Here is a 26819-nt window from a genome sequence, read left to right on the forward strand (position 1 = left end):
GGTGACGACCGGCGGGGGGCGCCTTCTTCTCGCCCTGCGTGTTCTGCCTTGCGCGGCGGGTCAGTTCATCGTCGCGCCGATGGCCTTGGAGCCGGTGGTGAGGAACGTCGTGACCGGCAGGGACCCGTCCGTGCGCCGAGCGGCGTGGGCGGTGGCCGCGTCCGTGGAGCGGAAGGCCGGTGTGGCGGTGCCGGCGTCCCAGTTGTTGGCGGCCGAGACCGCGCGGGAACCCAGCTTCGCCCTGCCCGTGCCGTTGCCCACCGCGAGGTTCCGCGCCAGCCGGGCCTTGCCGGTGGCGAAGTAGAAGCCGCTCTCCTTGTTGGCGTACGCCGTGTTGCGGTTCAGCAGGATCGCGCCGGTGTTGGAGTTCTCGGTGAACCCGTGCAGCGTGTTGTCCCAGGCCGCGTTGTTGTTGACCGAGTGCGCGACCGAGGCCCCGCCGCCGCCCAGCTTGAAGCCGTTGCCGTTGCCCTCGAAGGCGGGGTCCTTCCAGCGGTTCCTGCCGTTGCCGAAGGCCCAGGAGTGGTCGACGGTGACGGGCGAGGAGAACTGCCAGAGGTCGAGGCCGTCATCGGCGTTGTCGTACAGGCGAGCGCCGGTGATCCTGTTGCCGGTGCCGGAGCCGAACTTCACGGCGATGCCGTCGGCGTTCTGGCCGTGGTTCGCGGCGTCGTAGTTGCCGTGGCTGTCCAGGTTGCGCACGAGGTTGTCGCTCGTGCCGTCGCCGCGCAGGGTGAACCCTGAGTCGCCGTTGTTCGCGGTGACGAGGTTCTCGAAGATCCCCCCGACCGAGGACGTGACGACGAGGCCCTGCGCCGGGGAGTTCTGGAAGGTGATGCCGGAGACCGTCCAGTGGTCGCCGTGGATCCCGGCGAGCCAGGAGCCGGCGGGCAGCGCGGACCCGTCGACCTTCACCTTCTCAGCGCGGTACGCGGTGAGCGTGATCCGGGCGGTGGGGGTGCCGTTCGCCGTGGACTTCAGCGTCCGCGCGGGCCGGTAGGTGCCGCCGCGGACCTGGATGGTCGTCCCCGCGACGGCGTTCGCGACGGCCGACTCCAGCGACGCGGTGCTGGAGACGGTGACGGTGGTGGCGGCGGCCTGGGCGCCGTCGTGCGCGAGACCGAGATAGACGCCGCCCGCCCCCGCGGCGACGGACACGGCGGCGGCGATCGACAGGGTCCGGGTTCTTCGGTGGCGTCCGATGGTCTGACGCACGGGTGTTCCTTTCGCAGGGGACGCGTCTTCGGGAAGACGAGGAACGAAGCGGGCCGGAGGGGCCGCCCCGGCCCGCTTCTGATCACTGGTCGCCACCCGCCGGGAAAGGGTTGCCGCGCCGCCGCGAAATCGCTCGAAAGTTTCGCCCGGAGTCTTCACACGCACACCGATCGACGCGACCCCTCCGGCACCCGGATCCGTGAACGGCCCGTGCGGGCCGTCGGTCAGGCCGGTGCGGCGCCGGTGGTCCGTTCGTCGGTCACCGTCAACAGCAGGTCCGCCGTGAAGCCGGTCCCGCCGACCTGGAAGGTCCAGGTGCCGTCGCCGGTGGGCCTCAACGGCAGCACCTCGGGCACCTGCTCGTCCGCCGCGGCGGCCTGACCTTCCTCGGTGCTCACTCCCGGCGCGAGGAAGCGCTCGCCGGTGTGGAGGTACAGCGACCACCCTCCCTCGCCGTCGGGCACCGCCTGGACGTAGTACTGCTTGCGGAAGACGACGTTGTCGGAGAATCCGATGCCGAGGCTGTCCCGCTCGCAGACATGGACGTCCAGGCGGAGCACCACGCTCCGGTCCACCGCCCCCTCGGGTTTCGCGGCGGCGTCGACCCAGCCCTCCCAGATCAGCCGGTTCCCGTCCGCCCACCCGGTGGTGGTGTCGCCCGGTGCCGACAGCGGCTTGCTCAACTCCTCGGCGAGGTCGGGCAGTTCGTCGCTGAAGTCGTTCTTGCGGAAGGGGCCGTAGTAGTTCTCGGCCTCGCTGCTCTGGTGGCACAGGTCGAAGTCGACGAACCGGGGTTTGACGGACACCCCGAAGTAGAACTCGCTGCGGCCGAAGAGGTCCCGGCCCCGGGTCACCTCGGCCCGGTCCAGTCGCAGTTGGACGTGGTGCGTGCCGTGGAAGAAGCGCATGGCGATCTCGTACGCCTCGCGCGAGGTCACCAGGGAGTCGTCGCCGCCGTGGCACTTGTGGACGAAGGTCCTCGGGGCGCCCGGGATCTGCGCGGAGGACTGCTTGACCAGGCCGTCGCTGCGGTTGTAGGTGAGCGTGCCCTCGTCGATCAGGCCGGCGATGCGATTGCCGAGGGTGGCGAACTTGTTGCTGTAGGAGCGGTGGTCCGTGCCGACCACCGTGAGGATCCTCCTGACGGGGAACGGGATGGCGCGGATGTCCGTGCGGTCCGGGTCGAAGGCGGCGATCTCGTCCGCGACCGCGTCGGGCAGGCACTTGACCAGGGTGTCGGGCAGGTACTGGAACGCGATGCCCCGGTGCGGTGTGCCCAGGGTGACGATGCGGTGGACGAGGTCCGCGCTCCTGTCCCCCAGCCGGCTCAGGGCGGCCCGGGTGACGAGGCCGCCCATGCTGTGGGCGACGATGTCCACGCCGGTGAACTCCTCGTCCGGCCGCATGCCGTGCCGGATGATCTCGATGAGCCGGACCAGCCCCTCCCCGAAGCGGTCGATCTTCCGGGGCAGCAGGTCGTAGTAGCGGTAGATCCAGAGGGTTCCCCGGGCGCCCTGGCCCAGCACCTCGCGCGCCATGGGGACGTCCACCACCATGGTGCCGGTGAGCAGGTGCTCGGGCCATCCGTCGTGCTCCCCCGGTCTGGGCTTCTGCTCCTTCTCGTAGTAGCCGACCACGTTGGTGGCGTCCCGGTAGGGGTGCAGCGTCGACTTGAGGGCGCGCAGGACGAATCCCTCGTAGATGTAGTTCTCGCCGTAGCGCTCGGCGTAGACGCTGCCGTTGTTGAATCCCTGATAGGCGTCACGCCGCTCGTCCGACACACCGGGGCCGCCGAATCCGCGAATCAGGATCAGCGGGCGGGGGCTGTCGACCACTTGGACCACTCCACTCAGATGCGCAGGTGCTGTTCGTCGCGCAACACTGTGTGGGGTCGCCTCGCCTCCGGGTCGACAGAATCGTTTTGCCCGGCGTGCCGGACGAGCGCCGCTCCGGTCAGTTCATCGTCGAGCCGATCGTCGTACTGCCCGTGGTCAGGAAGGTGGTCGCGGGCAGGGTGCCGCTCGACGAACGGGCGTTGTACGTCGAGGAGGCGTCGGTGGAGCGGAACGACGGGGTCGCGATGCCGGAGTCCCAGTTGTTGCCGGACGACACCACCGACGAGCCCTTGTTGACCGCGCCGCCGCCGTTGCTCACGGCCAGGTTCTTGCCGAGGCGGGCCGCGCCGGTGGCGAAGTAGTAGCCCCACTTGGCGTTGGCGTAGGCGGTGGTCCGGTTGATGACGATGGCGCCCTTGTTGCTGTTCTCGGTGAAGCCGTTGCCCGCGTTGTCCCAGGCCGCCGAGTTGTTGATGACATGGGCGACGGTCTCGCCGTCGCCGCCGAGCTTGTAGCCGTTGCCGTCGCCCGCGAACGCGGAGTCGCCCCAGCGGTTCTTGCCGTTGCCCATCGCCCAGGTGTGCTCGACGGTGACGGGCGAGGAGAAGGACCAGAAGTCCAGGCCGTCGTCCGAGTTGTTGTAGAGGCGGGCCCCGGTGATGAGGTTGCCCGAGCCGGAGCCGAACTTCACGGCGATGCCGTCGGCGTTCTCCCCGTGGTTGGCCGGGTCGTAGTGGCCGTAGGAGTCGATGTTGCGGACGGTGTTGTTGGTGGTGCTGTCGCCGGTGAGCGTGAAGCCGGAGTCGCCGCCGTTGATGGTCTTGATGTTGTCCCAGACCGTGGAGGCGCAGGACTGGCAGACGACCGCGCTGTCCGGGGAGTTCTGGAAGGTGATCCCGGAGACGGTCCAGTAGTCGGCGGTCAGCTTGAAGATCCAGTCGCCGTCGGGAAGGTTCGAGCCGTCGATCTTCACCGTCTCCGAGCCGTACGGCTGGAGGTATATCCGGCTGGAGGAGCTGCCGTTCGCCGTGGACTGGAGGGTCGCCGTCGGGTAGTACGTGCCGCCGCGCACCTGGATGACGGTGCCGGCGGTGGCGTTCTTGATGGCGTTGGCCAGGTCGGTGGAGTTGCTCACGACCACGGTCGCGGCGTGCGCCTGGGTGGGGAGCACGGCCAGACCGGCGCCGAGAGCGAGGGCGGTGCCCAGGGCGAGAGTGGTACGACGAGACATGGAGAGCGGTTCCTTTCTCGTGCGGGTGGGGTCGTTCACAGGACGGAGTCGAACCAGTCGACGACCTCGTCCTGCTGGGGTGCGGTGAACACATGGCCGAGGTCCGGCCGGATACGCAGGTCCAACCGCTCCCCGGCGTGGCGTGAGCGCCAGACGGCGCGCAGCTTCTCGTGCGCGACCCGGACGCCCTCCTCGGTGAAGAGGGGGTCCTGGCCGCCGTGGAGGAAGAGCATCGGCTTGGGGGCGCCGATGCTCGCCACGTCGGGGAAGTCGAGGTGCCGGGCGAGCCCGGGGTGGAGCATGTAGTAGGAGGACTGGCCGCGCAGGATGTTGTTGCCGGGGACCATGACCTCCTTGAGGCCGGTCATCCAGCACACGCTCGCGGCGGCCGCGATGTCGTCGCTGAGCGCGGCCGTCTGCCAGGCCCGGAAGGCGCCCATGGAGAACCCGAGGGCGGCCACGCGGCGGCGGTCCACCCGGTCCAGACCGGCCAGGAAACCGGCCGCGCGCACGTCCTCCCGGGCCATCAGCCCGGCGAGCGACGAGCCCAGGTTGTAGAGGTTGCTGGCGAGGGCCTGCTGCTCCTCGTAGGTCGTCGGGCCCCGGTCGCCCCAGCCGAGCGCGTCCACGGCGAGGACGACATAGCCGCGCCGGGCCAGTTCGTCGCCGACGAAACGGCCGCTGAAGTACCGGTCGGCCCAGGCCTGCGCGGAGGCCAGCCGGCTCTCGTCGAACCACGGCCGGACCAGCTTCTCCTTGCCGATGTCGAACTTGGCGCCGTGGTCGTGCAGGAGGAGGACCGCCGGGAACGGGCCGGTGCCGTGCGGGGTGAGCAGGGCGCCCCGGACCCGGCCGTACCGGGTGAGGGAGAAGGTGACCGTCTCGCGGGTGTAGCCGTCTCCTTCGCCGCGCTCCCCGCCGAACTCGGGCTCGTACGGGGTGTCGTCCCGTCCGACGAACAGATGCTCCTCGACCTTGGCCCGGGCCGCCCGCCGCCAGGCGCGGAAGTCCCGGATCGGTGAGGTGCCCCAGGCGAGCGGGAAACGCAACTCCTCCTTGAGCAGGGGGTGGAAGTCGGGGAGGGCACCGGCCATGGCGGACCCGGCGAGGTCCACGCGTTCCGCCCCGGCCGCCGGCGTCGCCGTCCCCGTGAGGAGCGCCGCCGCCCCCGCGCCCACGACGAAGGCGCGGCGCCCCACGGACCGGCGGGTGCCGGCCGGGCCGGGGTCGCCCGCCGGTTCACCGGCCGGCATACGGCCTCCAGTCCCCGAGATACGTCCGCCGGGTGTGCTCCCGTGCCTCGGCCGCCGTCAGCTGCGGCCGGTTCTCCGGCACGGAGACGACCGCGCCCGGGCCGGAGTTGGCGTGCTCGCGGAAGCGCATGGTCTGCCAGGGGTAGGCGTCGCGCATGTTGGTGTAGGGCGCGACCGCGTCGATGCCGGGGCCGATCCAGGTGTCCCGCACGACCAGCGAGGGCCAGGCGGTCGTCTCGTACGACGGCACCCAGGGCCGGGCGATCTTGTACGCGGCGTCCTCCGCGCCGGAGGTGATCCGGCCGCGCAGGGCGAGGAAGCCGTAGGGGTTGGCGCGGGCGGTCGCGGGGGCGAAGACCATGCCCTTGGGGGTGAAGGACACGTCCCGCTGGAGGGTGCGGAAGTGGCAGGAGTCGAAGACGGCGCGGGCCCGCCCGAACACGAAGTCGACGTCGCCCTCGATGTGGCAGTGCCGGTAGTACTGCCGGTCGAAGGCGTCGAGCGCGGTGGTGTCCGCGAACAGGGTGTCCTGGTGGGCGAGGAACCGGACGTTCTCGAAGTGCGAGCGGTCCCCGGTGACGTACGCGGCGACGGCCTGGGTCCCGGTGTAGTCCGGGTGGTCCGCCCGCAGCCAGTCGTTGGCGAGGGTCAGGTCGCGCACGGTCAGGCCGGGTGCCGCCGAGGTGAAGGTGGCGGAGCCCGCCGTGCCGTAGGTGCCGCCCTCGGGCCTCGGGGTGCCGTTGGCGCGGTCGAAGACGACCACGGCGGCGCGCGGGTCGTGGGACGCGCCGCGCAGGGTCAACTCCCCTTTTTCCACAGGTATGTTGACGACCTCGCGGTACGTGCCCGGGTGGACGACGATCGTCCACCCGGGGCCGGTGACGGCGTCCACGGCGGCCTGGACCGATCCGCCGGGGCGGACGTGCAGGACCCGGCGGCCGTGGGCGAGGGCGGGGGCCGCGCCGGCGGCCACCAGGCCGCCGGCGATCCCGCCGAGGAGGGTGCGCCGGCGCATCTCAGCACCTCTCCGACGGGGTCCAGTCACCGAGGTACGCCTCACGGGTGGCGGAGGCGGCTTCGGCGGCCGTGAGTTGGGGTCGGTTCTCCGGGACGGAGACCACGGCGCCCGGTCCGGTGTTCCGGTACTCGGCGAACCGCTGGTCCTGCCAGGGGAAGCCCGCCGACATGTCGGTGTAGGGCGCGACCGCGTCGATCCCTGCACCGAGACGGGTCTCGCGCACGGTGAGCATGGGCCGGGCGGTGGTGTCCGAGCTGGGCACCCAGGGGCGGGCCAGCTTGTAGAAGGCGTCCGGGGCCTCGCTGGTGACGCGGCTCCGGGTCACCAGATACCCGCGCGGGTTGGCGCCGGCCGTGGAGGGCGCGAAGACGAACCCGTAGGGGGCGGAGGCCAGATCGGTCCTGGTCAGGGTGTGGAACCGGCAGCGTTCGAAGACGGCCGTGGCCCGCCCGAAGACGAAGTCCACGTCCCCCTCGGCGTAGCAGTCGCGGAAGTACTGCCGGGCGAAGGCGCCGAGCGCCATCGAGTCGGCGTACAGCGTGTCCTGGTGGCCGAGGAACCGGCATCGGAAGAACGCCGACCGGTCGCCCTGCACCTTGATGGCGACGGCCTGGGTGCCGCTGATCCCGGGGTGATCGGCGCGCAGCCAGTCGTTGGCGAAGGTGATGTCCCGCGCGGTGAACCCGGCGCCCTGCACCAGGGTCGTGGCGGAGCCGGTGGTGCCGTAGGTGCCGCCGCCGGGCTTCGGGGTGCCGGCCGCGTTGTCGTAGACGACCACGACGTCCCGGGCGTCGCCGGAGGCCCCGATCCAGGTCATCTCCGTACGGGCGGCGGTGACCGCGACGGTCTCCCGGTACACGCCCGGGGCCACGACCAGCGTGTATCCACTCCCGCTCGCGGCGGTGACGGCGGCCTGGACGGTGGTGAAGTCACCGGCGCCGCCGGCGTCCACGTACAGGGTCAGGGCGTCGAGGCGGGCGGACGGCGATCCGTACCGCCCGAAGACCCGGCGGCCGCGGGCAGCACGGTCGGCCTCGGCCGCCGGGGCCGCTTGGGCCGGGGTCGCGACGGCGAGCGCGAGTGCGGTCCCGACCCCGGCGGCCACGAACGACCGTCTGCTCGGCCCCGGGTGGCGCTCGGCCATCAGCAGACCTTCCCGGCGCCCGCGCGGTTCGCGACGATGCCCGGCACCGCGCGCGGCGAGTCGACCTTGGTCCGCAGGGTGGGTGTCCAGCCGGCGCCGGAGCGGAGGAACTCCGCGGGGATCTCGGCGTTGTGGACGGCGATGAGGTCCGTCAGCCTGCCGTTGACGTAGTTGTTCTCGGCGGTGAGCGGGGAGTCGTTCCACCTCTTCAGGGCCTTGCCGACGCTCGCGCCCGCCGGCAGCGTGATCGCGTTGTCGCTGGCGTGGAGCTGCGAGGACAGGCCGACACCGAAGATGTAGTAGTCGTCCTTCTGCTCCTCGGTCACCAGGTAGTGGTTGTTGTAGACGTCGACCTGGCCGAACCGCACGCGCGGGGAGCGCTGGAGGATCCCGTCGAAGCGGTTGTGGTGCATGGTGACCTTGAGCTTGCCGGCGTCGAGGGCGGCGGTGCCGTCGCTGTTGCCGATCAGCATGTTCTTGTCGTGGTTCTCGAAGCGGTTCCAGGAGACGGTCACGTAGTTGGAGCCGCGCACGATGTCGGTCAGGCCGTCGTGCTGCTGGAAGACCTTGCCGAAGTAGACCGGCCGCTCTCTGTCGGGGTGGCGCCCGTCGGTGAACGTGTTGTGGTCGAGCCAGACATGGTCGGTGCCGAACACGACGACGGCGTCGTACTCGGAGTTCCAGTTGCCGGTGTTGTTGTCGTCGGTGGGGTCCCACTTGGGGAAGCAGTCGAGCGGCGCCTCGATGGTGAGGTTGCGCAGGATGACGTTGGAGACACCCTTGATCTGGAGGCTGCCGCCGAGGATGCCGGAGTTCTTGCCGACGCCGACGATGGTGGTGTTGCTGGGGATGTTGGCCTTGATCGCCGAGTCCTGGTTGGCCATGGAGGCGACCCGCGCGTCCTCCTGGGGGCCCTTGGCGACCTGGTCGTTGCCGTAGGTGGCCGGGTCGTAGTCCTTCAGGTACTGCTGGAGGTCGTACCCGCCGGCGACGAAGGCCTCGCAGCCCTCGGCGACGGCGTCGATCATCCCCTTCACCTTGATGATCTTCGGGGCGTTTCCGCCGGTCGCCAGCGCGGCCTTGAACTCGGCCCAGGTGGTGACCGTGTAGACATGCTCGGCGTCGGCCGCCGAGCCACCGGTGGTGCCGCCTTCGGCCGAGCCCCATCCGTCCCCGGCGCCGAGGACCTGCCGGCCGAGATCACTGCCCTGGGCCTGGGCGACACCGGTGCCGGCGACCCCGAGCACGAGCGCGGTGCAGCCGACGACAGATGTCATGACATGGGCATGCCAGATACGAGGACGCATGTGTGCGGTTCCTTTCAAAGCAAAGGGGGATGTCGAGCCCCTGCAAAGGGGCGCGGGGAACTGCGCGACCAGCCACAACGGCCCCGCAGCCGAAAACCGACCTACGAGCGGAGCACTACGCTTCCGGCCAGGTGATCCACGACTCCGGGATCTCTTCGCCCAATCGACGAACGTCCCGCGGCGAAAGCACCCGACGGCGCAGCAACTCACCCGCCACCAGCCGGGCCACGGCAATCGCTCCCGGCGGGTTGAAGTGCGTGTTGTCCTGCTCGGTCGCGGTCCAGTTGAAGTACTTCTTGGTCTCCTCGACCCCGAGCCGCTGCCACAACGCGATGGACAGCGCCTGGATGTCGAGGAGGGCGACACCCTCCTCCGCGGCGAGAGCGATCGCCGCTGCCGGATAGTCGCCGTGGGTCGGTACGGCGTTGCCGCTCGCGTCGAACTTTCTGCGCTCGACGGAGGTGGCGAGCACCGGCCGGGCGCCCCGCGCCCGCGCACCGTCGATGTACTGGCGCAGGTGGTCCTGGTACGTCGTCCACGGCTCGGTGTACCGCGTGGGATCGGCGATCTTGGAGTCGTTGTGCCCGAACTGGATGACGAGGAAGTCCCCGGGCCGGATCGCCCCGAGGATGACGTCGAGCCGCCCCTCGTCGATGAAGCTCTTCGAACTCCGGCCGTTCACGGCGTGGTTGGAGACCGCCAGCCCCTTCCCGAGGAAGAACGGCAGCGCCATCCCCCACCCGGTCTCGGGCGCGGCGTCGGCGTACTTCTGGGCGGCGGTGGAGTCGCCGGCGATGTAGAGGGTGCGCTCTCGCCGGGGACCGCCGGAGGCCGCGGCGGCGGACGCGGGGCCCGTGGCGGCGACGGCGAGCGGAACAGCGGCGAGCGCCGCGGTGGTGACCTGTCTACGGGTGAGTGACACGTGCGGGTGCCTTTCTCAACAGGGGTTACCCCCGCGCCCCGAAGGGGCGCGGGGCCGTGACATGTGCGGCTCCGCCGCGTGGGCGCGACCAGCCCCGACAAGCCGTCAGCCGGCCGCGAACGAACCGGACCGAGCTCTCAGCCCTTCTTCTGCTCGTTCCACTCGGCCTGCGCCGTGTTCAGCTGGTCGGCGAGCGTGTCCAGGAACTCCTTCGCCGTGCTCTGCCCGTCCATCACCTTCTGGAAGGCCGGCTCGTTGTCGGCCTTGGAGATCGTGTTCCAGTCCGGCAGGTAGTACGGCAGCTGCACGATCGAGGTCGAGCCGTCGGTCAGCGCGGCGGCGGCGAGCTTCGTCGGCTCCGCCTCGGAGATCCAGGTGTCCTTCGCGGCGTCGTTGTTCGACGGCACCTGTCCGGCCGACTTGTTGAACTTGGAGTTCTCCTCGTGCGAGGTCGCGAACTCGATGAACTTCCAGGCGGCTTCCTTGTTCTTCGAGCTCTTGAACATGCCGAGCCCGTCGACCGGGTTGGACACCTGGACCCGCTTGCCGTCGGGACCGGTCGGCTGCGGGATGCCCCGGAACTTGTCGCCGAACGCCTTCACATGGTCCTGGTAGGAGCCCAGGTTGTGGTTGAGCATGCCGATCGTGCCGGAGTCGAACTGCGCGACCATCTTGGTGAAGTCGTTGTTGAGGTCGGCCGCGGGCGTGACCTTCTTGTAGAGGCCGACGTACTTCTCCAGGGCCGCGACGTTCTTCGGGTCGTTGACGGTGGTCTTCTCACCGCTCGCGTCCCAGAACGAGGTGATCCCGGACTGCCCGTACATCGCGTCCAGCGCCTGCGCGATGGAGCCGGCGCCGCCGCGGATGGTGTAGCCGAACTTGTTCTTGTCCTTGTCGGTGAGCTTCTCCGCGGCCTTGTAGAACTTGTCCCAGTCGGTCGGCGCGGCCAGGCCCGCCGCCTTGAACAGGTCGGTGCGGTAGTAGAGGACACCGTTGTTGGCGGAGGTCGGGATCGAGTAGAGGGAGTCGCCGCCGCCGGCGGACTTCAGCGACTCGACCATCGCCTCGTTGAGCTTGCCGCTGAGGGAGGACTTGGAGAGCCGGTTGTCGAGGGGCTCCAGCGCGCCCTGCGCGGCGAACCCGGCGGCCATGGCCGCGCCGACACCGCCGACGTCCGGCAGGCCGCCGCCCTGGATGGCGGTGTCGACCTTGGACTGGTACTCGGTGGCGGCGATCCCGACGTACTCGACCTTGATGTCCGGGTTGGCCTTCTCGAAGTCGGCGATGATCTCCTTCCAGATCTCGGTGCGGACACCGCCGTTGTTGTCCCAGAAGAGAACCTTGCCCTTGCCGCTGCCTTCGGAGCCCTTGTCCCCGCCCGCGCCGCTGCCGTCGTCACCGCAGGCGGTGGCGGTCAGCGCGAGAACGGAACCCAGGGCGACGGCCGCGGCGGCACGCCTGCTTCTGCGATTGCTGATCTTCATTGAACGGCTCTCTTCTTCTGGATACGAGGGTTATGAAGTTGTGGGGGGTCTGTGCTGTCTCCGGGGCGGACTCAGTGGCCGGCGCGACCGCGATGCGGCGCCCAGCCGTCCGTCCCCGCGAGGTACTTGGTGACCGTGTGGGTCGAGGCGGCCGCGTCGTGGAGCTGCGGCCGGTCGGCGGTGACCGCGGACCCCGGCCCGTACGTCCGGTACTCCGTGAACCGCGCGTCCTTCCAGGAGAAGCCGCTCATGTCCGTCCACGGCGACGACTTGATCGCGGCGGGCAGTTCGGTCTCCCGGAAGAGCACCTGGGCGATCGCGTCCGGCTCGCCGCCCGGGTGCCAGGGCCGGCCGAGGTGGTACGTCCCGGCGGGCGCGTCGCTGACGACCTTCGACCGGGTGATCAGGAACCCGTAGGGGTTCTGCTTCCAGGTCGAGGCGGCCGTGATGTAGCCGTTGTTGCTGTCCGAGCCCCGGCTGAGCGCCTTGATCAGGGAGCGCTCGATGACGGTGGTGGCCCGGCCGTAGATGAAGTCGACATCGCCCTCGATGTAGGAGTCGCGGATGTAGACCCGGCTGACGACGTCGAGCTTGGGGCTGTCCGTCATCAGGGTGTCCTGGTTGCCCAGGAAGGCCGTGTTCTCGAAGACGATCCGGTCGCCGGTGGTCTTCATCGCGAGCGCCTGCTCGCCGTTCACCTCGTGCGCGGCCTCGTCGAAGTCGTTGCTGAAGGTGAGATTGCGGGCGGTGACGTCACTGGCGAGGATCCGCACGGTGGCGCTGCCGTTGGAGCCGCCGTTCGCGGCGGGTGTGTCGAAGACGATGACGGTGTCCGAGCGATCTTGTCCAGTCCCCTGCAGCACCAGATTCGGCTTGTTCGCGGGGATCAGGACCTTGGCCCGGTAGGTGCCGGGCGCGATGCGGATCGTGACGGTGCCGTCGTTGCCGGCGGGCACGGCGTCGACGGCTGCCTGCACGGTCGCGTGGTCGCCGGGGACGTTCAGCACGGTGTTCGTGCCGAGCGTCTTCTGCGGGCCGGAGAACCGGGTGACCAGCGCGGGGACTGCGGCGGCCGGGTCGAGCCGGTAGCGGTAGAAGTCCCTCGGGTCGAAGGCCGCGCCCCAGGTCTCCTGCCGTCCGCTGACGTTCTTCAGGATCGATCCCCGCTGCACCAACTCGGCGGTGGCGTCGGCCTGGTAGGGGTGCTGGACGCCGTCGTAGTAGCTGTTCTCGATGACCATCCTGGTCCGGCCGCGCGCCCAGTTCCCGTACGTCCACACGGGGTCGCCGTCGGACACCTGCGCCGAGAGGTAGTTGTTGTAGAGGTGGGCGTAGGCGCAGTTGTCGGCGGAGGGGTTGCGCTGTTTGGTGCCGGTGAACCAGTTGTGGTCGATGGTGATCTCGGTCTGGAGATTCGTCGTCCAGCCGATGCCGAGGGCCTTGTTGTGGTTCTTGAACTGGTTGTGGGAGACGGTGATGTACCGACTGTCCTTGCGGATGTCGAGCAGCCCGTCGCCCATGTGCTCGAAGCGGTTGTGGTCGATCCAGACGTGGTCGACGGTGTCCATCTGGATCGCGTCGAAGTCGGTGGTCTTGCCGTCCCAGTCGCCCTCGACGTAGGAGTCCCGGATCGTCAGATTGCGGATGATGACGTTGCTGGTCCCGGGGTTGAGGTGCAGTTCGCCGTGGACGATCTCGGCACTGTCGCCGACGCCGATGATCGTCTTGTTCGAGGTCACGACCACGTCGGAGCCGAAGGGTTCGACGTCGACGGTCCCCTTGACCCGGATGACGTACGGCTCCTCGGCGGACGCGTACCGCGCCAGTGCGGCCTGGTCGGTGACGGTCACGACCTTGCCGCCCGCGCCGCCGGTGGTGCCGCCGTCGAGGGAGGCGAACCCGTGCGGGCGGTCGGTCCAGCGGGGTGCCGCGCCGTACCCGGCGGCGGCGTCGGCGGCCGTCGCGGGCTGTGCGGCCTCCGCCGGGGTGAACGCGCCGACGACGAACGAGGCGATCAGTGCGGTGACGGCGGCGAGGGTTCTCCCCCGGCGCGGCAAGCGCTTGCTACGGAGGTGCGTCATTGCGGCTCCCAACAGGCGTACGAGGACTGCGGTCAGGCGGTGGTGTCCCGCGCGGCGGTGATCCGGAACTGCGTGAACGTGGCCGCCCCGGCGTGGCCCCCGCCGGTGGGCGCGACCGCGAAGAGGCCGAGCAGGGCGCCGACCCAGCGCCAGGGGGTCGCGGCGAAGACCTGTCCCGAGGGCTGCCACCCCTCCCCCACGTCGTAGGAGAACCGGCAGCGCGCCCCGGCCGAGGTCTCGATCCGCAGCCGGGCCCGTCCCCCGGGCGCCGGGCGCGCGTGATCGGCGTCCCGTTCCCGCTCGGCGACGGTCTCGGCGAACCGGTGGACGAGGTGCACGGTCCCGTCGGCGCCCCGCTGGAGCCCGATCCAGCGGAACGCGTCCCCGAGCACGGCGAGCCCGGCGCGCGCTCCCGGTTCCTCACTGTCGAGCCTCAGGTCCACCTCGACGACGGCGGGGATCCCCGGCAGCCGCTGTGTGAGCACATTCGCCAGTTTCCGCAGGTCGTGCGCGTGCACGGAGCGCACGCACGTGAGCCGCAGCCCGTCGCCGGAGTGCTGGGTGGCCCAGCCGTCCTGCGGGTTCGCGGTCCACTGCCACTGGCGTCCGAAGCGGCCGCCGGGGAAGTCGTCGTCGAGCGCGGGCGCGGCCGGCGGCTGCGTCGGCAGCTCCGGCTTGCGGTGGACCGCGACGGGGGCGCCGTCGTCGCCGAGCACGGGCCAGCCGTCCGGCCCCCAGCGCATCGGCTGGAGGTGGACGACCCTGCCGTAGGCGCCCCGCTGCTGGAAGTGCAGGAACCAGTCCTCGCCGGCCGCCGTGCGCACCCAGCCGCCCTGGTGCGGCCCGTTGACGTCGGTGTCCTTCTGCTCCAGGACGATCCGTTCCTCGTACGGGCCGAAGAAGTCACGGGAGCGTAAGGCGCCCTGCCAGCCGGTCTCCACGCCCCCGGCGGGGGCGAAGATCCAGTACCAGCCGTCGTGACGGTAGAGCTTGGGCCCCTCCAGCGTGAACCAGCCGGGGAGCCGGTCCGCGTCGACGATCACCTTGCCGTCGTCGAGCAGCCCCGTCCCGTCGGGCCGCATCCGGTGGCCGGTGAGCCGGTTCTTGACGCCGGAACGGGACTTGGCCCAGGCGTGCACCAGGTACGCCTCGCCGGTCTCCTCGTCCCACAGCGGACAGGGGTCGATGAGTCCCTTGCCCTCCTTCACCAGGTGCGGCCGGGTCCAAGGGCCCCTGATCCCGGGGGCGTTGACCTGGAAGATGCCCTGGTCGGGGTCGCCCCAGAAGATCCAGAACCGGTCGTCGAAGTGGCGCAGCGAGGGCGCCCACACCCCGCAGTCGTGGCGCGGTGCCCTGAACTCGGCGGCGGGTTCGAGTAGATGCAGCGCGTGGCCGACGAGCGTCCAGTTGACCAGGTCCCGGGAGTGGAGCAGGGGAAGGCCCGGGGCCCGGCCGAAGCTGGAGGCCGTCATGTAGAAGTCGTCGGCCACGCGCAGGACGTCGGGGTCGGACCAGTCGGCGTCGAGGACCGGGTTGCGGTAGGTGCCGTCGCCCAGGTCGGCGGAGAAGGCGGGTGCGCTCACCGAGGTGGTCACGGGCTCACCGCCTTGCGGACGAGGGCCGCCGCCTCGCCCCGGCCGAGGGTGCCGTCGGCGACGACGGTGACGACCCGGCGTACGGCCGTCCCGCCCGGCTCGACGGGAAGACGGTCGGTGTGGGCGAGGGAGGAGCCGACGCCCGGGTACTCGTCGGCGCGGACGAACCAGGGGTCGCGCCGGGTGGTCGCGGTGGCCCCGGCGAAGACGAGCGTCCAGTTCTCGCCGGCCAGGGCGAGCCAGTCGGCGCGGCTGCCGTGCGCCTCGGCCTCCCCCTCCGCCTCGGCGGTGAAGACCCGGGGTGCCGTGGCCTCCTTGCGGGCCCGCCAGAAGAAGCCGCCGTACGCGGCGCCGGGGCGGCCGTTGGTGGCGGGGCTGCCGATCGACACCGGGTCGTCGGTGATGTTGGTGAGGGAGAAGGTGAAGTCCAGCGCCCAGGCGGAGTCGGTGAGTTCGGTGGCCGCGACGGTACGGCGTTCGCGCAGCAGCTCCCGGCCGGCCGCCACCCAGCGCAGCTCCTCGACGAAGCCGTCGGGGTCGCGCAGCTGGAAGGCGGTGTGGCGCTGGGAGCCGTGGTTGTCGAGCTCGGTCGGGCCCTGGTCGCGGACGTAGGTCCGTCCGCCCCAGAAGTTGTGCCCCTCGACGTCGGGAACGGCGACACCGACGCCGAGGTGGTGGAGGTGGTCGGCGGGACTCAGCTCGGTGACCGCCGTACCGGACAGGGTGGTGACGGGATGCAGACAGGGGCGCGGGGAGAGCCGTTCCGGCAGCTCGGGCCGGGTGAGGTAGCGGCCCACCGGACGGCCCGCGACGCGCAGGATCAGGGAGTCGTCGGTGATCGTCATGTGCTCACCTCTTTCGCCGGTGCTTCGGGGAGCGCCCAGGGGGCGCCGAGTTCGGAGTAGAGGGCGAGGTCGTCGGCGGCGGCCGCGACGAGTCCGTCGATGCCGTCGACGACCCGGCGGTCCTCGTCGGGCAGGCGGTGCCAGGCGCCCGCCGGGAGCGCGATCGGGTCGGGGGCGACCCGGATCGCCTCGACGACCTTCATGAACGCGCCGGTCACCTCCGGCGGGACCAGCAGCTCGGTGCCGTCGACGAGATGGTCGACGAGGTTCTCCAGCAGGTCCGTGCGGCCGTACTCGATCTCCTCCGGGCCGTGTCCGGCGCGCTGGACGAGCACCCGGTCCTGCTTGTACCAGAAGGTGATCCGGCCGCTGGTGCCGTGGACGACGTTGTACGGGTCGTCCGGGTCCTCGGCGCACAGCGTGGCGGCGACGGTGACCCGGCCGCCGCCGGTGGTGGTGATCCGGACGCAGGAGGTGTCGTCGGACTCGATGTCGTTGGCGCGCAGCAGCTCGGTCTCGATGCCGGCGACGTCCTCGGCCCGGCCCGCGCCGGCGAGGGCCAGCCCGGTGGCGACGGCGTGCGCGAGCGGGTTGGTGAGCGCCCCGTCGATCACGTCCACGCCGTTCATGCGCCGCTTCCCGGCCCAGGGCGCGCGCCGGTAGTACGCCTCCGCGCGGGCCCAGGCACCGGCGCCGCCGATGCCGACGACCTCGCCGATGAGGCCCTCCGCGACCATCTGGCGGATCGCGGGCAGGGCGTGCGAGCCCAGCGACTGGAAGCCGATCTGGCAGACCGTCCCGGCCGCCGCGACCCCGTCGGCCATCCGGCGGAACTCGGCGTACGACGGGGCCGGCGGCTTCTCCAGCAGAACGTGGACGCCCCGCTCGGCGGCCGTCAGGGCCAGGTCGGTGTGGGTGGGGATGGGCGTGCAGATCACGGCGATCGCCGCGCCCGTGGAGTCGAGGAGCGCCCCGAAGTCGGCGGACTGCTCGGGCGTGCCGAGGCCGTCGGGGATCTCGTCCGCGCCCAGCGGGGTCAGTTCGCAGATCCCGGCGAGCCGGACGATCCCCTTGTCCGCGAGCCGCCGGATGTTCTCCAGGTGCCAGCGGCCGTGGCCGCGGGCGCCCGCGAGGACGAGCGGAAGCGGGCTCTCGTACGTCGTGGTGTTCATCGGATCCTCCCTGCGCCCGCGCCGCGTGCCACCTCTCGGTCGGCCCTCCCGGCGCTGTCGATCTTTTGGTGCAGGGTAGGCGTCCAGCCCACGTCGGCCGTGAGATCCCGCTCGCTGCCGGAGTTGTAGGCGTTGTATATGGCCAGGAGATCCACCGGATAGCCGTTGAAGAGGGTGCCCGTCTGGTGCAGGGCGGTGCCGTTCCAGCTCTTGACCAGGTCGGCGGCCTCGATGTGGCCGGGTGTGGTGAACGCGTTGTTCTCCGCGTACACGGCGGACTCGGTGGAGACACCGACGGAGTAGCGGTAGTCGTGGGCGCCGGCCGGGACGACGTAGCGGTTGTTGTAGAGGTGCACCTGTCCGAAGCGGACGCGCGGCGCGCGCTGCACGACGTTCTCGAACTGGTTGTGGTGCAGCGTCACCCGCAGCCTGCCCCGGTCGCCGGTGGCCGTGTCGCCGTTGCCGATCAGGATGCCCTTGTCGTGGTCGGCGAAGCGGGACCAGGAGACGGTCACCAGGTCGGAGGCGTTGGTGATGTCCAGCAGGCCGTCGTGGCGGAGGTAGTTGCGGCCGAAGTACATCGGCTCGTCCTCGTCGGCGTGCCCCCGGTCGGAGATCGTGACGTGGTCGATCCAGACGTGGCTGGAGCCGCGCACCCAGATGTTGTCGTACGCCGTCTTCCAGTCGCCGAGGCCGCCGGTGTTGGGCTGCCAGACGGGGAAGCAGTCGTAGGCGTCGCGCAGTTCGAGGTCGCGGACGATGACATTGTCCGCGCCCCTGAGCTGGAGGCTCGCGCCCTTCAGGACGGCGCCCTCGAGGCCGACGACGGTGGTGTTGGAGCCGACGGCCAGCTCGACCCGTTCGGCCTGCTTGGCCGCCGACGCCTGGCGGGCCTCCTCCTGGGGGCCGGCGGGCTTGGCGGAGCCCCAGGTGCGCGGGTCGTAGGCGGCCAGGTACTTCCGCAGGTCGTAGCCGTCGGTCGCGTAGTCGGCGCAGTCGAGCCGCTCGCCGTCGTCGGAGGTGTTGGCGTCGATGGTCCCGGCGATCCGGATGATCTTCGGGGTGGCGCTGCCTCCGTCGAGCGCGCGCACCAGTTCGGCGCGGGTGCGGACGGTGAAGACGTGGGCGTCGTCGGCGGTGGAACCCCCCGTGGTACCACCGTCGGCCGCCGCCCAGCCGTCGTCCGTCGCGAGCGTGTCCCGGCCGATGTCCCGGGACTCCGCCCCGGCCGGGGTGGTGAGCGCGCAGCCCAGCACCCCCGACAGGGCGAGGAGTCGCAGGCTCCTCCCGCGTCCGGTCATCCCTTCACCGCCCCCGCGCTGAAGCCCGTGATCAGCCACTTCTGGATGAAGGCGAAGACGATGACCACCGGGACGGCGGCGATGATGCCGCCCGCGGCCAGCGCGCCCAGGTCGACGCTGTCGGCGCTGAGCAGGGTGTTGAGGCCGACCGGGATGGTCTGCTTGGCCTGGTTGTTGAGGAACATCAGGGCGAAGAGGAAGTGGTTCCAGGAGTGCACGAAGGCGAAGGAGCCGACGGCGATCAGGCCGGGCCGCAGCAGCGGCAGCACGACCACCCGGAACGCGGTGAAGCGGTTGCAGCCGTCCACCCAGGCCGCTTCCTCCAGCGTGTACGGCACGTTCTTGATGAAGTTGCTGATCAGGATGATCGACAGCGGCAGCTGGAAGACCGTCTCGGCGAGGATGACACTGCCGAGCGAGTTGATCATCCGCAGTTCGGCGAAGATCTGGAACAGCGGCACGAGGAGCAGTGCGCCCGGCACGAACTGGGAGCACAGCAGCGCCAGCATGAACCCGCGCTTGATCTTGAAGTCGAAGCGGGCGAGGGCGTAGCCGCCGGCCAGGGCGACCAGGGTGGTCATCACCAGGGTGACCACGCCGACCAGCACGCTGTTCTGGAAGTAGATGCCGAACGACCGCTCGTTCCACACCTTCTCGAAGTGCTCGAACGTCATCGGCCAGGGCACGAGCGAGGTCGAGCCGGGCTTGCGCAGCGCGAAGAGCAGGATCCAGTAGAAGGGGACGAGGGTGAAGACCAGGTAGATCCCCAGCGGCAGGTAGATCTGCCAGCGCGGCACCTCGTCCCAGGCCCTGCGGACCTTTCCGGGCCGCTGCGGGGGCTCCTCGGCCGCGGGCGCGGACGTCACCGGTACGGTCCTCTCGGCGTCCTTGGTGATCACTTGGACTCGCCTCCGAACTTGCTCAGCCGCAGATAGACCATCGAGCAGAAGAGCAGGATCACGAACGCGACCGTGGTCAGGGCGGACGCGTAGCCGAAGTTGTGGGCGTCGACGGAGGTGTTGGCGATGTACAGCGGGAGCGTGGTCGTCACTCCGGCCGGTCCGCCGCCCGTCAGGGTGTACAGCAGGTCGACGTTGTTGAACTCCCACACCGCGCGCAGCAGCGTGGAGAGGATGATCGCGTCCTTCAGGTGCGGCAGCGTGATGTGCAGGAACTGCCGGACACGGCTGGCGCCGTCGACCTCGGCGGCCTCGTACAGGTCCTTCGAGACGGACTGGAGGTCGGCGAGGATGAGGATCGCGAAGAAGGGGACACCGCGCCACAGGTCGGCGACGACCGCCGCCGAGAAGACGGTGGAGGTGTCGGAGAGCCAGCTGGTGCCGTACTCGCCGATGCCCATGTCCGCGAGGTAGCGGGTGATGCCGGTCTGGGAGTTGTAGAGCAGCACCCAGATCGCGGAGGTCAGCACGCCGGAGACGGCCCACGGGGAGAAGACCAGGGCGCGGCCGACGGCCCGGCCGACGAAGGTCTGGTTGACGATGAGCGCGAGGGCGAGACCGAAGAGCAGCTGCAGCGAGACCTCGACGATCACCCACTTGGCGCTGAAGACGAGGGTGTCCCAGAAGAGGGGGTCCTCGGTGAAGGCGTGGACGAAGTTGTCGAAGCCGGCGAAGCCGTTCCGCCAGGGCTTCGTGGGGTTGTAGTGCTGGAGGCTGTAATAGAAGACGCTGATGACCGGGTAGGCGATGAAGCCCAGCATGAGCAGGGCGGCCGGCGCGATCAGCAGGTACGGCAGCCTGCGCGGGGTCGCGGAGGCACGGCGCGCACTGCTCCGCGCACGGCTCCGCCGGGGCGGCGCGGGCGGCTTCGCCACGGCTGCGGCTTGGGCCATGACTGGGGCTCCGTTTCTGGGTCTGTCGTGGTGCGTCGTGGTGCGTCGTGGTGCAGGAAGCGCTTTCTCGCTGTGCATGGGTGTGCGGTGCGCGGTTCGGGGTGCGGCTTGTCGTGCGTCGGCGGGTGCGTGGTGGCTGGTCGCGCAGTTCCCCGCGCCCCTACGGGGCGCTCAGCCCGCGTACGGGTCCGGGACCTTGCCCGGTCTGGCCAGGAACTCGAAGTCGCAGCCGGTGTCGGCCTGGGTGATCTGGTCGTTGTAGAGGGCGCCGTAGCCGCGTTCGTAGCGGGTGGGCGGCGGGGTCCACTCCGCTCGGCGGCGCTCCAGCTCCTCGTCGTCCACATGGAGGTGGAGGGTGCGCGCCTCGACGTCGAGGGTGATCGGGTCGCCGGTGCGGACCAGGGCGAGCGGGCCGCCGATGTACGACTCCGGCGCGACGTGCAGCACGCAGGCGCCGTAACTCGTGCCGCTCATCCGGGCGTCGGAGATCCGCACCATGTCCCGTACGCCCTGCTTCAGCAGGTGGTCGGGGATGGGCAGCATCCCGTACTCGGGCATGCCCGGGCCGCCCTTGGGGCCGGAGTTGCGCAGTACCAGCACGCTGTCGGCGGTGATGCCGAGGGACGGGTCGTTGATGGTCCGCTGCATGGTCCGGTAGTCGTCGAAGACGACCGCCGGGCCGGTGTGCCGCAGCAGGTGCGGCTCGGCCGAGATGTGCTTGATGACCGCGCCGTCCGGACAGAGGTTGCCGCGCAGGACGGCGACCCCGCCCTCGGCGGCGACCGGGTTGGCCCGCGTCCGGATCACGTCGTCGTTGTGGACGAGCGCGCCGTCGAGCTGTTCGCGCATCGTGTCGTGGGAGACGGTCGGCCGGTCCAGGTGCAGCAGGTCGGTGATCCGGGACAGGAACCCGGGCAGGCCTCCCGCGAAGTGGAAGTCCTCCATCAGGTACTTCTGGCCGCCGGGCCGGACGTCGGCGAGCACCGGGACCGTACGGGCGACGCGGTCGAAGTCGTCGAGGGTGAGCTTGACGCCCGCGCGGCCGGCCATCGCGATGAGGTGGATGACCGCGTTGGTGGAGCCGCCGAGCCCGAGGACGGTGGTGACGGCGTCCTCGAAGGCGTCGGCGGTGAGGATGTCGCTCAGCTTCCGGTCCCGGTGGACCAGTTCGACGATACGGAGACCGGCGGCGGCCGCCATGCGGTCGTGGCCGGAGTCGACGGCCGGGATGCTGGACGCGCCCGGGACGGTGACCCCGAGGGCCTCGGCGGCGGCGGTCAGCGTGGACGCCGTCCCCATGGTCATGCAGTGCCCCGGCGACCGCGCGAGACCGGACTCCAGCTCGGTCATCTCGCAGTCGCCGATCAGCCCGGCGCGCTTGTCGTCCCAGTACTTCCACATGTCGGTGCCGGAGCCGAGGACCTCGTTGCGCCAGTGCCCCGGCAGCATGGGCCCGGCGGGCACGAACACGGCCGGCAGGTCGACGCTCGCCGCGCCCATCAGCAGCGCGGGCGTCGACTTGTCACAGCCGCCCATCAGCACGGCCCCGTCGACGGGGTAGGAGCGCAGCAGCTCCTCGGTCTCCATCGCGAGCATGTTGCGGTAGAGCATGGGGGTCGGCTTCTGGAAGGTCTCGGAGAGGGTCGAGACCGGGAACTCCAGCGGGAAACCGCCCGCCTGCCAGACACCCCGCTTGACCGCCTGCGCGCGATCCCGGAGGTGCACATGACAGGGGTTGATGTCCGACCAGGTGTTGAGGATCGCGATGACCGGCTTGCCGAGGTGCTCCTCGGGAAGGTAGCCGAGCTGGCGGGTACGGGCCCGGTGGCTGAAGGAACGCAGTCCGTCGGTGCCGTACCACTGGTGGCTGCGGAGGTCTTCGGGCTTCTTCATACGGAGTTCTTCGGACCTCTTCATGTCGGCCGGCTCGCTCATATCGACCACCCGCCGGCGATGGCAGCGACCTCGGCGCGTTCGTCCTCGGGCAGCTGCCGGCTGGGGGCCCGGACGTCGCGGCGGCAGAGGCCGAGGGCGGCGAGCGCCTCCTTGACGACGGTGACGTTGTTGGCGGAGCCGTTGGCGGCGCGCAGCTCCTCGAAGCGGCGGATCTGCTCCCAGACCTTCATGGCGGCCGGGAAGTCACCCGCCCGCAGCGCTTCGATCATGTTCAGCGAGACGGCCGGGGCGACGTTCACCAGGCCCGAGGTGAAGCCGGTGGCGCCGGCCGAGAAGTAGGAGGGGGCGTACGGCTCGGCGAGTCCGGCCACCCAGACGAAACGCTCCAGACCGGCGTCGCGGGCGAAGGCGGCGAAGCGCGCGGCGTCCGGCACCGCGTACTTGACGCCGATCACGTTCGGGCAGGCGTCGGCGAGCTCGGCGAGGCGTTCGCCGGTGAGCTGGGCGTTGCGGATGTAGGGCACGACACCGAGTTCGGGCACGGCCTCCGCGATCGCGCGGTGATAGTCGACCCAGCCGCTCTGCGAGACGTAGGGGTGGACCGGCTGATGGACCATCACCATCTGGGCGCCGACCTCGCGGGCGTGCTCGGCGGAGGCGACGGCGGTCGGCACGTCGTGGCCGACCCCGACCAGGATCACGGCCCGGTCGCCGACCTCGTCCATGGTCAGCTCGGTGACCAGGCGGCGCTCCTCGGGGGTGAGGGCGTAGAACTCGCCGGTGTTGCCGTTCGGCGTGAGGGTGGTGATCCCGCCGTCGAGCAGCCGACGCAGCAGGGCCCGGTGGGCGCCCTGGTCGACGGTGCCGTCCTCGGCGAACGGAGTCACCGGGATCGCCACCACGTCGGCCAGAGCCGTCCGTTGGGTCTCGAACGTCACGCTGCTCATGGATGACCTTCCTCTGCAAGGAGCTCTTGGAGGACTACGGAGGCCCGGCGGGGCCGCCGTGTCGCGCGGCTCCGCCGTCCCTCGTGGACTCGGGGGCTTACTGGGCCTGCTGTTCCTCGCGGGCGCCCGGGAAGGCCCGCTCGACGAACGACGCGATGTGCGCGTACAGGGCGGCGGCGGCACCGTCGCCGTCGCCGTCGAGGGCGAGCCGCAGGATCTCCCGGTGCTCGGTGGCCTCCCTCTCCCAGGAGGGGTCGGCGGCCCAGGCGACGGCCGAGACCAGGGCGGCCTGGTCGCGCACCTCGTCGAGCATCCGGCCGAGCAGCGGATTGCCGCACGGTACGTACAGCGCGCGGTGGAACTCCCGGTTGGCCAGCGAGCGTTCGGCGGTGTCCGTGGCCTCGTCGGCCCTGGTCAGCGCGTCGCTCGCCGCGTCCCACGGGGCGCCGCGCCGTACCGAGCGACGCAACGCCTCCGGCTCCAGGAGCAGCCGTACGTCATAGACCTCGCGCGCCATGTCCGCGTCCACCATGCGCACCGTGACGCCCTTGTACTGGCTCATCACGACGAGCCCGGTCCCGGCCAGTGTCTTCAGGGCCTCGCGGACGGGGGTCTTGGACACCCCGAACTGCGCGGCCAGCTCGGTCTCGACCAGGGCCTGACCGGGCGTCAACTGCCCGGTGAGGATGCGGTGCTTGATCCCCTCCAGCACGAACTGCGTGCGGGACGGGATCGGCGTGGGCACAGCGGTCATGCGCGCCTCTCGGATCTCACGTATGCGATCTCACGTATGGGATCTCCCATATCGCGTCTCATATATGACGTACGAAGTACGACGCGTTGAAGGTAGGGAGGGCTCCCGTGTTTCGTCAATGCTTCTGACAGAAGAAGATGTGCGCGCGGTCACATGATCTTGGTGCGTGCGGCGTCACACGGTGTGGGTGTCCCCCACCCGCGCGCTGTCGGTCGGACCGCCGAAGACCACCGCCGCCCGCCCGGTCGCCCCCTCCGGGGTGAGCGTGGGTCCCACATGGGTGATCAGCAGCCGGCCGGCGCCCTTGGCGTACCTGCCGGCCTCCTCCGGGGTGAGATGCACCCGGGGTTCGCCTTCGCGATGCGCGTCGATGTCCGCCTCGCACAGGAACAGGTCGGCGCTGCCCGCGAGCGCGCCCAGCTCCTCGCACGGCCCGCTGTCCCCGGAGTAGGCGAGGACCCGCCCCTGGCACTCGGCGCGCAGCCCGTACGCCTCCACGTCGTGGACGACGGCGCGGGCGGTGAGGGTGAGGTTCCAGTGCCGGACGGTGTGACCGTCGTACAGGGGGCGGAAGTCGAACACCCCGTTCAGGAAGGCGCTGTCCGGCCTGCCGAGGAACGCCGCGAGCCGGGCCGCGCAGTCGCCGGGCGCGTAGACCGGCAGCGGCGCCGGAAGGGTGAGGCCACCGTGGGCGAACCCGTAGTGGGCGGCCACCAGATCCGCGCTGTGGTCCGCGTGCAGATGGGAGATCCAGATCGCCGTGAGCCGGGTGGGGTCCGTGTGCCGCTGCAACTCGGCGAACGTGCCGAAGCCCGCGTCCACCCACACCTCGGCGCCCCCACCGCGCAGCAGATATCCGGAGGCGGGGCGGCCCGGTCCGGGGTGCGGGGAGGCGGTGCCGAGGACGGTGAGACTCAGGGGCATGCTCGGGAGCGTACGGACGCGGGCGGGGGCGCGTGCCGCGTTTGTGCGTTCTTTCGCGGGTTGCTCATGGTGTTGCTCGCGGGATGGCCGTCATGGCTTCCACCGGGGATCACGTCCGCTCAGTCCGATCACCCGGTCGATCAGCGGCTCGTCGTCCGGCACCGGCACGACCGGGCCGAAGATCTCGCCGCGCGAGGGATCGTCGACCGACGCCTCGAGGAAGGCGTGCGTCGCGGTGAGGGCCGGCGGATCGACCTCGTACGGCTGACCGGTCGCCCGTGCGAGGTCCCAGCCGTGCACGACGAGTTCGTCCGTCGCCACGGCTCCGGCGACGGCTCCCGGCAGCGGCACCCCGCCCGCCCGGGTCTCGCCGGTCCACGCGGCCTGCTCCCGCCAGACCTCCGCCAGCTCGTCGAGCACCCGCGGCAACGCCTCGCGCCAGCCGGGCCCGATGTCGGGCAGCGCCGCCTGCGGGTCGGTGTCCGTCGTGGCCCCCAGCTCCTTGCGGCCCGCGTCCCGGAAGGCGGTGGCGAGCCCCAGCAGATGCCCGAGGAGGTGGCGCACCGCGTACTCGGGGCACGGGGTGGGGCCGGAGAGCTGGTCGTCCCGGACGGCGGCGACGAGCCGGGCGACGGTCCGGGTCTGCGGGCCGAGGTCGAGGGGGATCGGTCCGTGGTCGGTCATGCGGTACTCCTTCACCGGTCTTCGTCCTTCGTGTTCGTTAGACCGCCGGCGCCCCCGGAACTCATCGCCCGCGCGCCGTCCACCTGTCCCGGTGACGATTCCTAGGGCATCCGCCCGATCCCCCGGCCGGGGTCTTAGCGCCACGCTCACCGGACATGACATCCACGACATGGGCGGTGCGGCGCGTGCTCCGGGACCGCGACGCGGGGCTGTATCTGGCCGGGGTGGTGGTCTCGGGCCTCGGTTCGTCGGCGATGTGGCTGGTCGCGGGCGTCTGGGTCAAGGACCTCACCGGCTCGGACGCGCTGGCGGCGCTGTGCGCGTTCGTGCTGTGGGCCCCGCTGCTCACCGGGCCCGTCCTGGGCGCCCTCGCGGACCGCGCCCCCCGCCGCGCCCTCCTCGTCACCACCGACCTCGCCCTGGCCGCCCTCCTCCTCACCCTCTTCACCGTCGACGCCCCGGGCGACCTGTGGCTCCTCTACGCGGTCCTCCTCGTCTACGGCACGGCGGGTGTCGTCCACGACGCGGCGGAGTCGGCCCTCGTCGCCACCACCGTCGCCCCCTCCCTCCTCGGCGACTTCAACGGTCTGCGCATGACGGCGAACGAGGGCATGAAGCTGGTGGCACCCTTGGCCGGGGCGGGCCTCTACGCCGCGTACGGCGGGGCGACGGTGGCGCTGCTGGACGCGGTGACGTTCGTCGCGGCGGCGGGACTGTACGGGCTGGTGCGGGCCCGGGAGACACCCCCCGTCCCCACCGACCGCCCCACCCCGGGCCTCCGCACCCGCACGGCGGAAGGGGCCCGCCACCTCCTCACGGACCGGCGCCTGCGCCCCCTGGTCCTGGCCGGCGGCACGACCATGCTGCTCTCCGGCGTGAACGGCTCCCTGATCTTCGCGGTGGTCGACTCCCTCGGCCGCTCCCCCGCCTACGCCGGCCTCCTCCATGTCGCCCAGGGCGCCGGCTCGATCGTCGTCGGCCTGGCCACCGGCGTCCTCCTGCGCCGCCTGGGCGAACGCCGCTTCGCCGCGTACGGGATCGCCCTGACCGGGGTGGCGGTGGCGCTGCGCGCCGTACCCGACGACACGGTGGCCCTCGGGAGCGCCGCGGCGATCGGCGCGGGCCTGCCGTGTGTCCTCGTCGCCACGCTCACCGCGGTCCAGCGCGCGACCCCACCCCATCTGCTGGGCCGCACCACGGCCACCGCCCAGACCCTGCTGTTCGCCCCGACGGCGGTGGGCATGGCGCTCGGCGCGGCCCTGGTGGGAGCGGTCGACCTCCCGGTGCTGTCGGTGGCGGTGGGTGCCGCCACCCTCCTGTCTGCGGCCGCGCTGCTGCGCCGTCCCTGAGCCGTGGGGG

At 71.0% G+C, this 26819-nt stretch carries 22 protein-coding genes; 1 reads left to right on the top strand and 21 read right to left on the bottom strand.

The window, feature by feature from the left end:
- Positions 1–60 precede the first annotated feature (60 nt).
- The 21 genes from HW837_RS15625 to HW837_RS15725 form a co-directional block, all read right to left on the bottom strand.
- Positions 61–1215, bottom strand: coding sequence for a right-handed parallel beta-helix repeat-containing protein (locus HW837_RS15625; RefSeq protein ID WP_045560863.1), 1155 nt, complete (start codon positions 1213–1215; stop codon positions 61–63).
- 224 nt (positions 1216–1439) lie between these two features.
- A complete protein-coding gene (locus HW837_RS48650) occupies positions 1440–3050 on the bottom strand; it encodes a lipase family alpha/beta hydrolase (protein ID WP_193381613.1) in 1611 nt (536 codons plus the stop codon).
- Positions 3051–3168: 118 nt separating this feature from the next.
- Positions 3169–4281, bottom strand: a complete 1113-nt coding sequence (locus HW837_RS15635) for a right-handed parallel beta-helix repeat-containing protein (protein WP_045560865.1) — start codon at positions 4279–4281, stop codon at positions 3169–3171.
- 35 nt (positions 4282–4316) lie between these two features.
- Positions 4317–5534, bottom strand: a complete 1218-nt coding sequence (locus HW837_RS15640; protein ID WP_193381612.1) for a dienelactone hydrolase family protein — start codon at positions 5532–5534, stop codon at positions 4317–4319.
- Positions 5521–6549 carry a pectinesterase family protein gene (locus HW837_RS15645; protein WP_193381611.1) on the bottom strand — a complete coding sequence of 343 codons (1029 nt, stop codon included), beginning with the start codon at positions 6547–6549 and terminating at the stop codon, positions 5521–5523. The genes HW837_RS15640 and HW837_RS15645 overlap by 14 nt, the downstream gene beginning before the upstream one ends.
- 1 nt (position 6550) lies before the next feature.
- Positions 6551–7696 carry a pectinesterase family protein gene (locus tag HW837_RS15650; protein WP_193381610.1) on the bottom strand — a complete coding sequence of 382 codons (1146 nt, stop codon included), beginning with the start codon at positions 7694–7696 and terminating at the stop codon, positions 6551–6553.
- Positions 7696–9003, bottom strand: a complete 1308-nt coding sequence (locus tag HW837_RS15655) for a pectate lyase family protein (RefSeq protein WP_193381609.1) — start codon at positions 9001–9003, stop codon at positions 7696–7698. Before HW837_RS15655 ends, HW837_RS15650 begins: the two co-directional genes overlap by 1 nt.
- Positions 9004–9118: 115 nt before the next feature.
- Positions 9119–9925 carry a rhamnogalacturonan acetylesterase gene (locus HW837_RS15660; RefSeq protein WP_045560870.1) on the bottom strand — a complete coding sequence of 269 codons (807 nt, stop codon included), beginning with the start codon at positions 9923–9925 and terminating at the stop codon, positions 9119–9121.
- A gap of 137 nt (positions 9926–10062) precedes the next feature.
- Positions 10063–11409, bottom strand: coding sequence for an ABC transporter substrate-binding protein (locus tag HW837_RS15665; RefSeq protein ID WP_045560871.1), 1347 nt, complete (start codon positions 11407–11409; stop codon positions 10063–10065).
- A gap of 71 nt (positions 11410–11480) precedes the next feature.
- Positions 11481–13490: a pectinesterase family protein gene (locus HW837_RS15670; protein WP_193381608.1), complete on the bottom strand. Its 2010-nt coding sequence runs from the start codon at positions 13488–13490 to the stop codon at positions 11481–11483.
- A 32-nt stretch (positions 13491–13522) separates the two neighbouring features.
- Positions 13523–15085 (bottom strand): glycoside hydrolase family 43 protein, encoded by a 1563-nt coding sequence (locus tag HW837_RS15675; protein ID WP_371271387.1) that lies wholly within the window; start codon positions 15083–15085, stop codon positions 13523–13525.
- Entirely contained in the window at positions 15082–15930 is an 849-nt protein-coding gene (locus HW837_RS15680; protein ID WP_045560873.1) for a DUF6807 domain-containing protein, read from the bottom strand. The genes HW837_RS15675 and HW837_RS15680 overlap by 4 nt, the downstream gene beginning before the upstream one ends.
- Positions 15927–17102, bottom strand: a complete 1176-nt coding sequence (locus tag HW837_RS15685; RefSeq protein WP_060885190.1) for a Gfo/Idh/MocA family protein — start codon at positions 17100–17102, stop codon at positions 15927–15929. Before HW837_RS15685 ends, HW837_RS15680 begins: the two co-directional genes overlap by 4 nt.
- On the bottom strand, positions 17099–18403 hold the full coding sequence (locus tag HW837_RS15690; RefSeq protein WP_093788427.1) for a pectate lyase family protein: 1305 nt from the start codon (positions 18401–18403) through the stop codon (positions 17099–17101). The genes HW837_RS15685 and HW837_RS15690 overlap by 4 nt, the downstream gene beginning before the upstream one ends.
- Positions 18400–19302, bottom strand: a complete 903-nt coding sequence (locus tag HW837_RS15695) for a carbohydrate ABC transporter permease (RefSeq protein ID WP_045560876.1) — start codon at positions 19300–19302, stop codon at positions 18400–18402. The genes HW837_RS15690 and HW837_RS15695 overlap by 4 nt, the downstream gene beginning before the upstream one ends.
- Complete coding sequence (locus HW837_RS15700) at positions 19299–20255, bottom strand: carbohydrate ABC transporter permease (RefSeq protein WP_045560877.1); 957 nt, start codon at positions 20253–20255, stop codon at positions 19299–19301. Before HW837_RS15700 ends, HW837_RS15695 begins: the two co-directional genes overlap by 4 nt.
- Before the next feature lie 171 nt (positions 20256–20426).
- Positions 20427–22148 (bottom strand): L-arabinonate dehydratase, encoded by a 1722-nt coding sequence (gene araD, locus HW837_RS15705; protein WP_045560878.1) that lies wholly within the window; start codon positions 22146–22148, stop codon positions 20427–20429.
- A gap of 38 nt (positions 22149–22186) precedes the next feature.
- Positions 22187–23098, bottom strand: coding sequence for a dihydrodipicolinate synthase family protein (locus HW837_RS15710; RefSeq protein ID WP_045560879.1), 912 nt, complete (start codon positions 23096–23098; stop codon positions 22187–22189).
- 97 nt (positions 23099–23195) lie between these two features.
- Entirely contained in the window at positions 23196–23852 is a 657-nt protein-coding gene (locus HW837_RS15715) for a GntR family transcriptional regulator (protein ID WP_193381607.1), read from the bottom strand.
- A gap of 174 nt (positions 23853–24026) precedes the next feature.
- Positions 24027–24776 (bottom strand): MBL fold metallo-hydrolase, encoded by a 750-nt coding sequence (locus tag HW837_RS15720; RefSeq protein ID WP_093788425.1) that lies wholly within the window; start codon positions 24774–24776, stop codon positions 24027–24029.
- Positions 24777–24866: 90 nt separating this feature from the next.
- Positions 24867–25460 carry a TIGR03086 family metal-binding protein gene (locus tag HW837_RS15725; protein WP_045560996.1) on the bottom strand — a complete coding sequence of 198 codons (594 nt, stop codon included), beginning with the start codon at positions 25458–25460 and terminating at the stop codon, positions 24867–24869.
- A 155-nt stretch (positions 25461–25615) separates the two neighbouring features.
- Here HW837_RS15725 and HW837_RS15730 point away from each other — a divergent pair, with 155 nt between their 5' ends.
- Entirely contained in the window at positions 25616–26809 is a 1194-nt protein-coding gene (locus tag HW837_RS15730) for an MFS transporter (RefSeq protein ID WP_045560882.1), read from the top strand.
- The last annotated feature ends 10 nt before the right edge of the window (positions 26810–26819 follow it).

The organism is Streptomyces caniscabiei (assembly GCF_014930365.1).
In the GTDB taxonomy this organism is placed as follows: Bacteria; Actinomycetota; Actinomycetes; order Streptomycetales; family Streptomycetaceae; genus Streptomyces; species Streptomyces caniscabiei.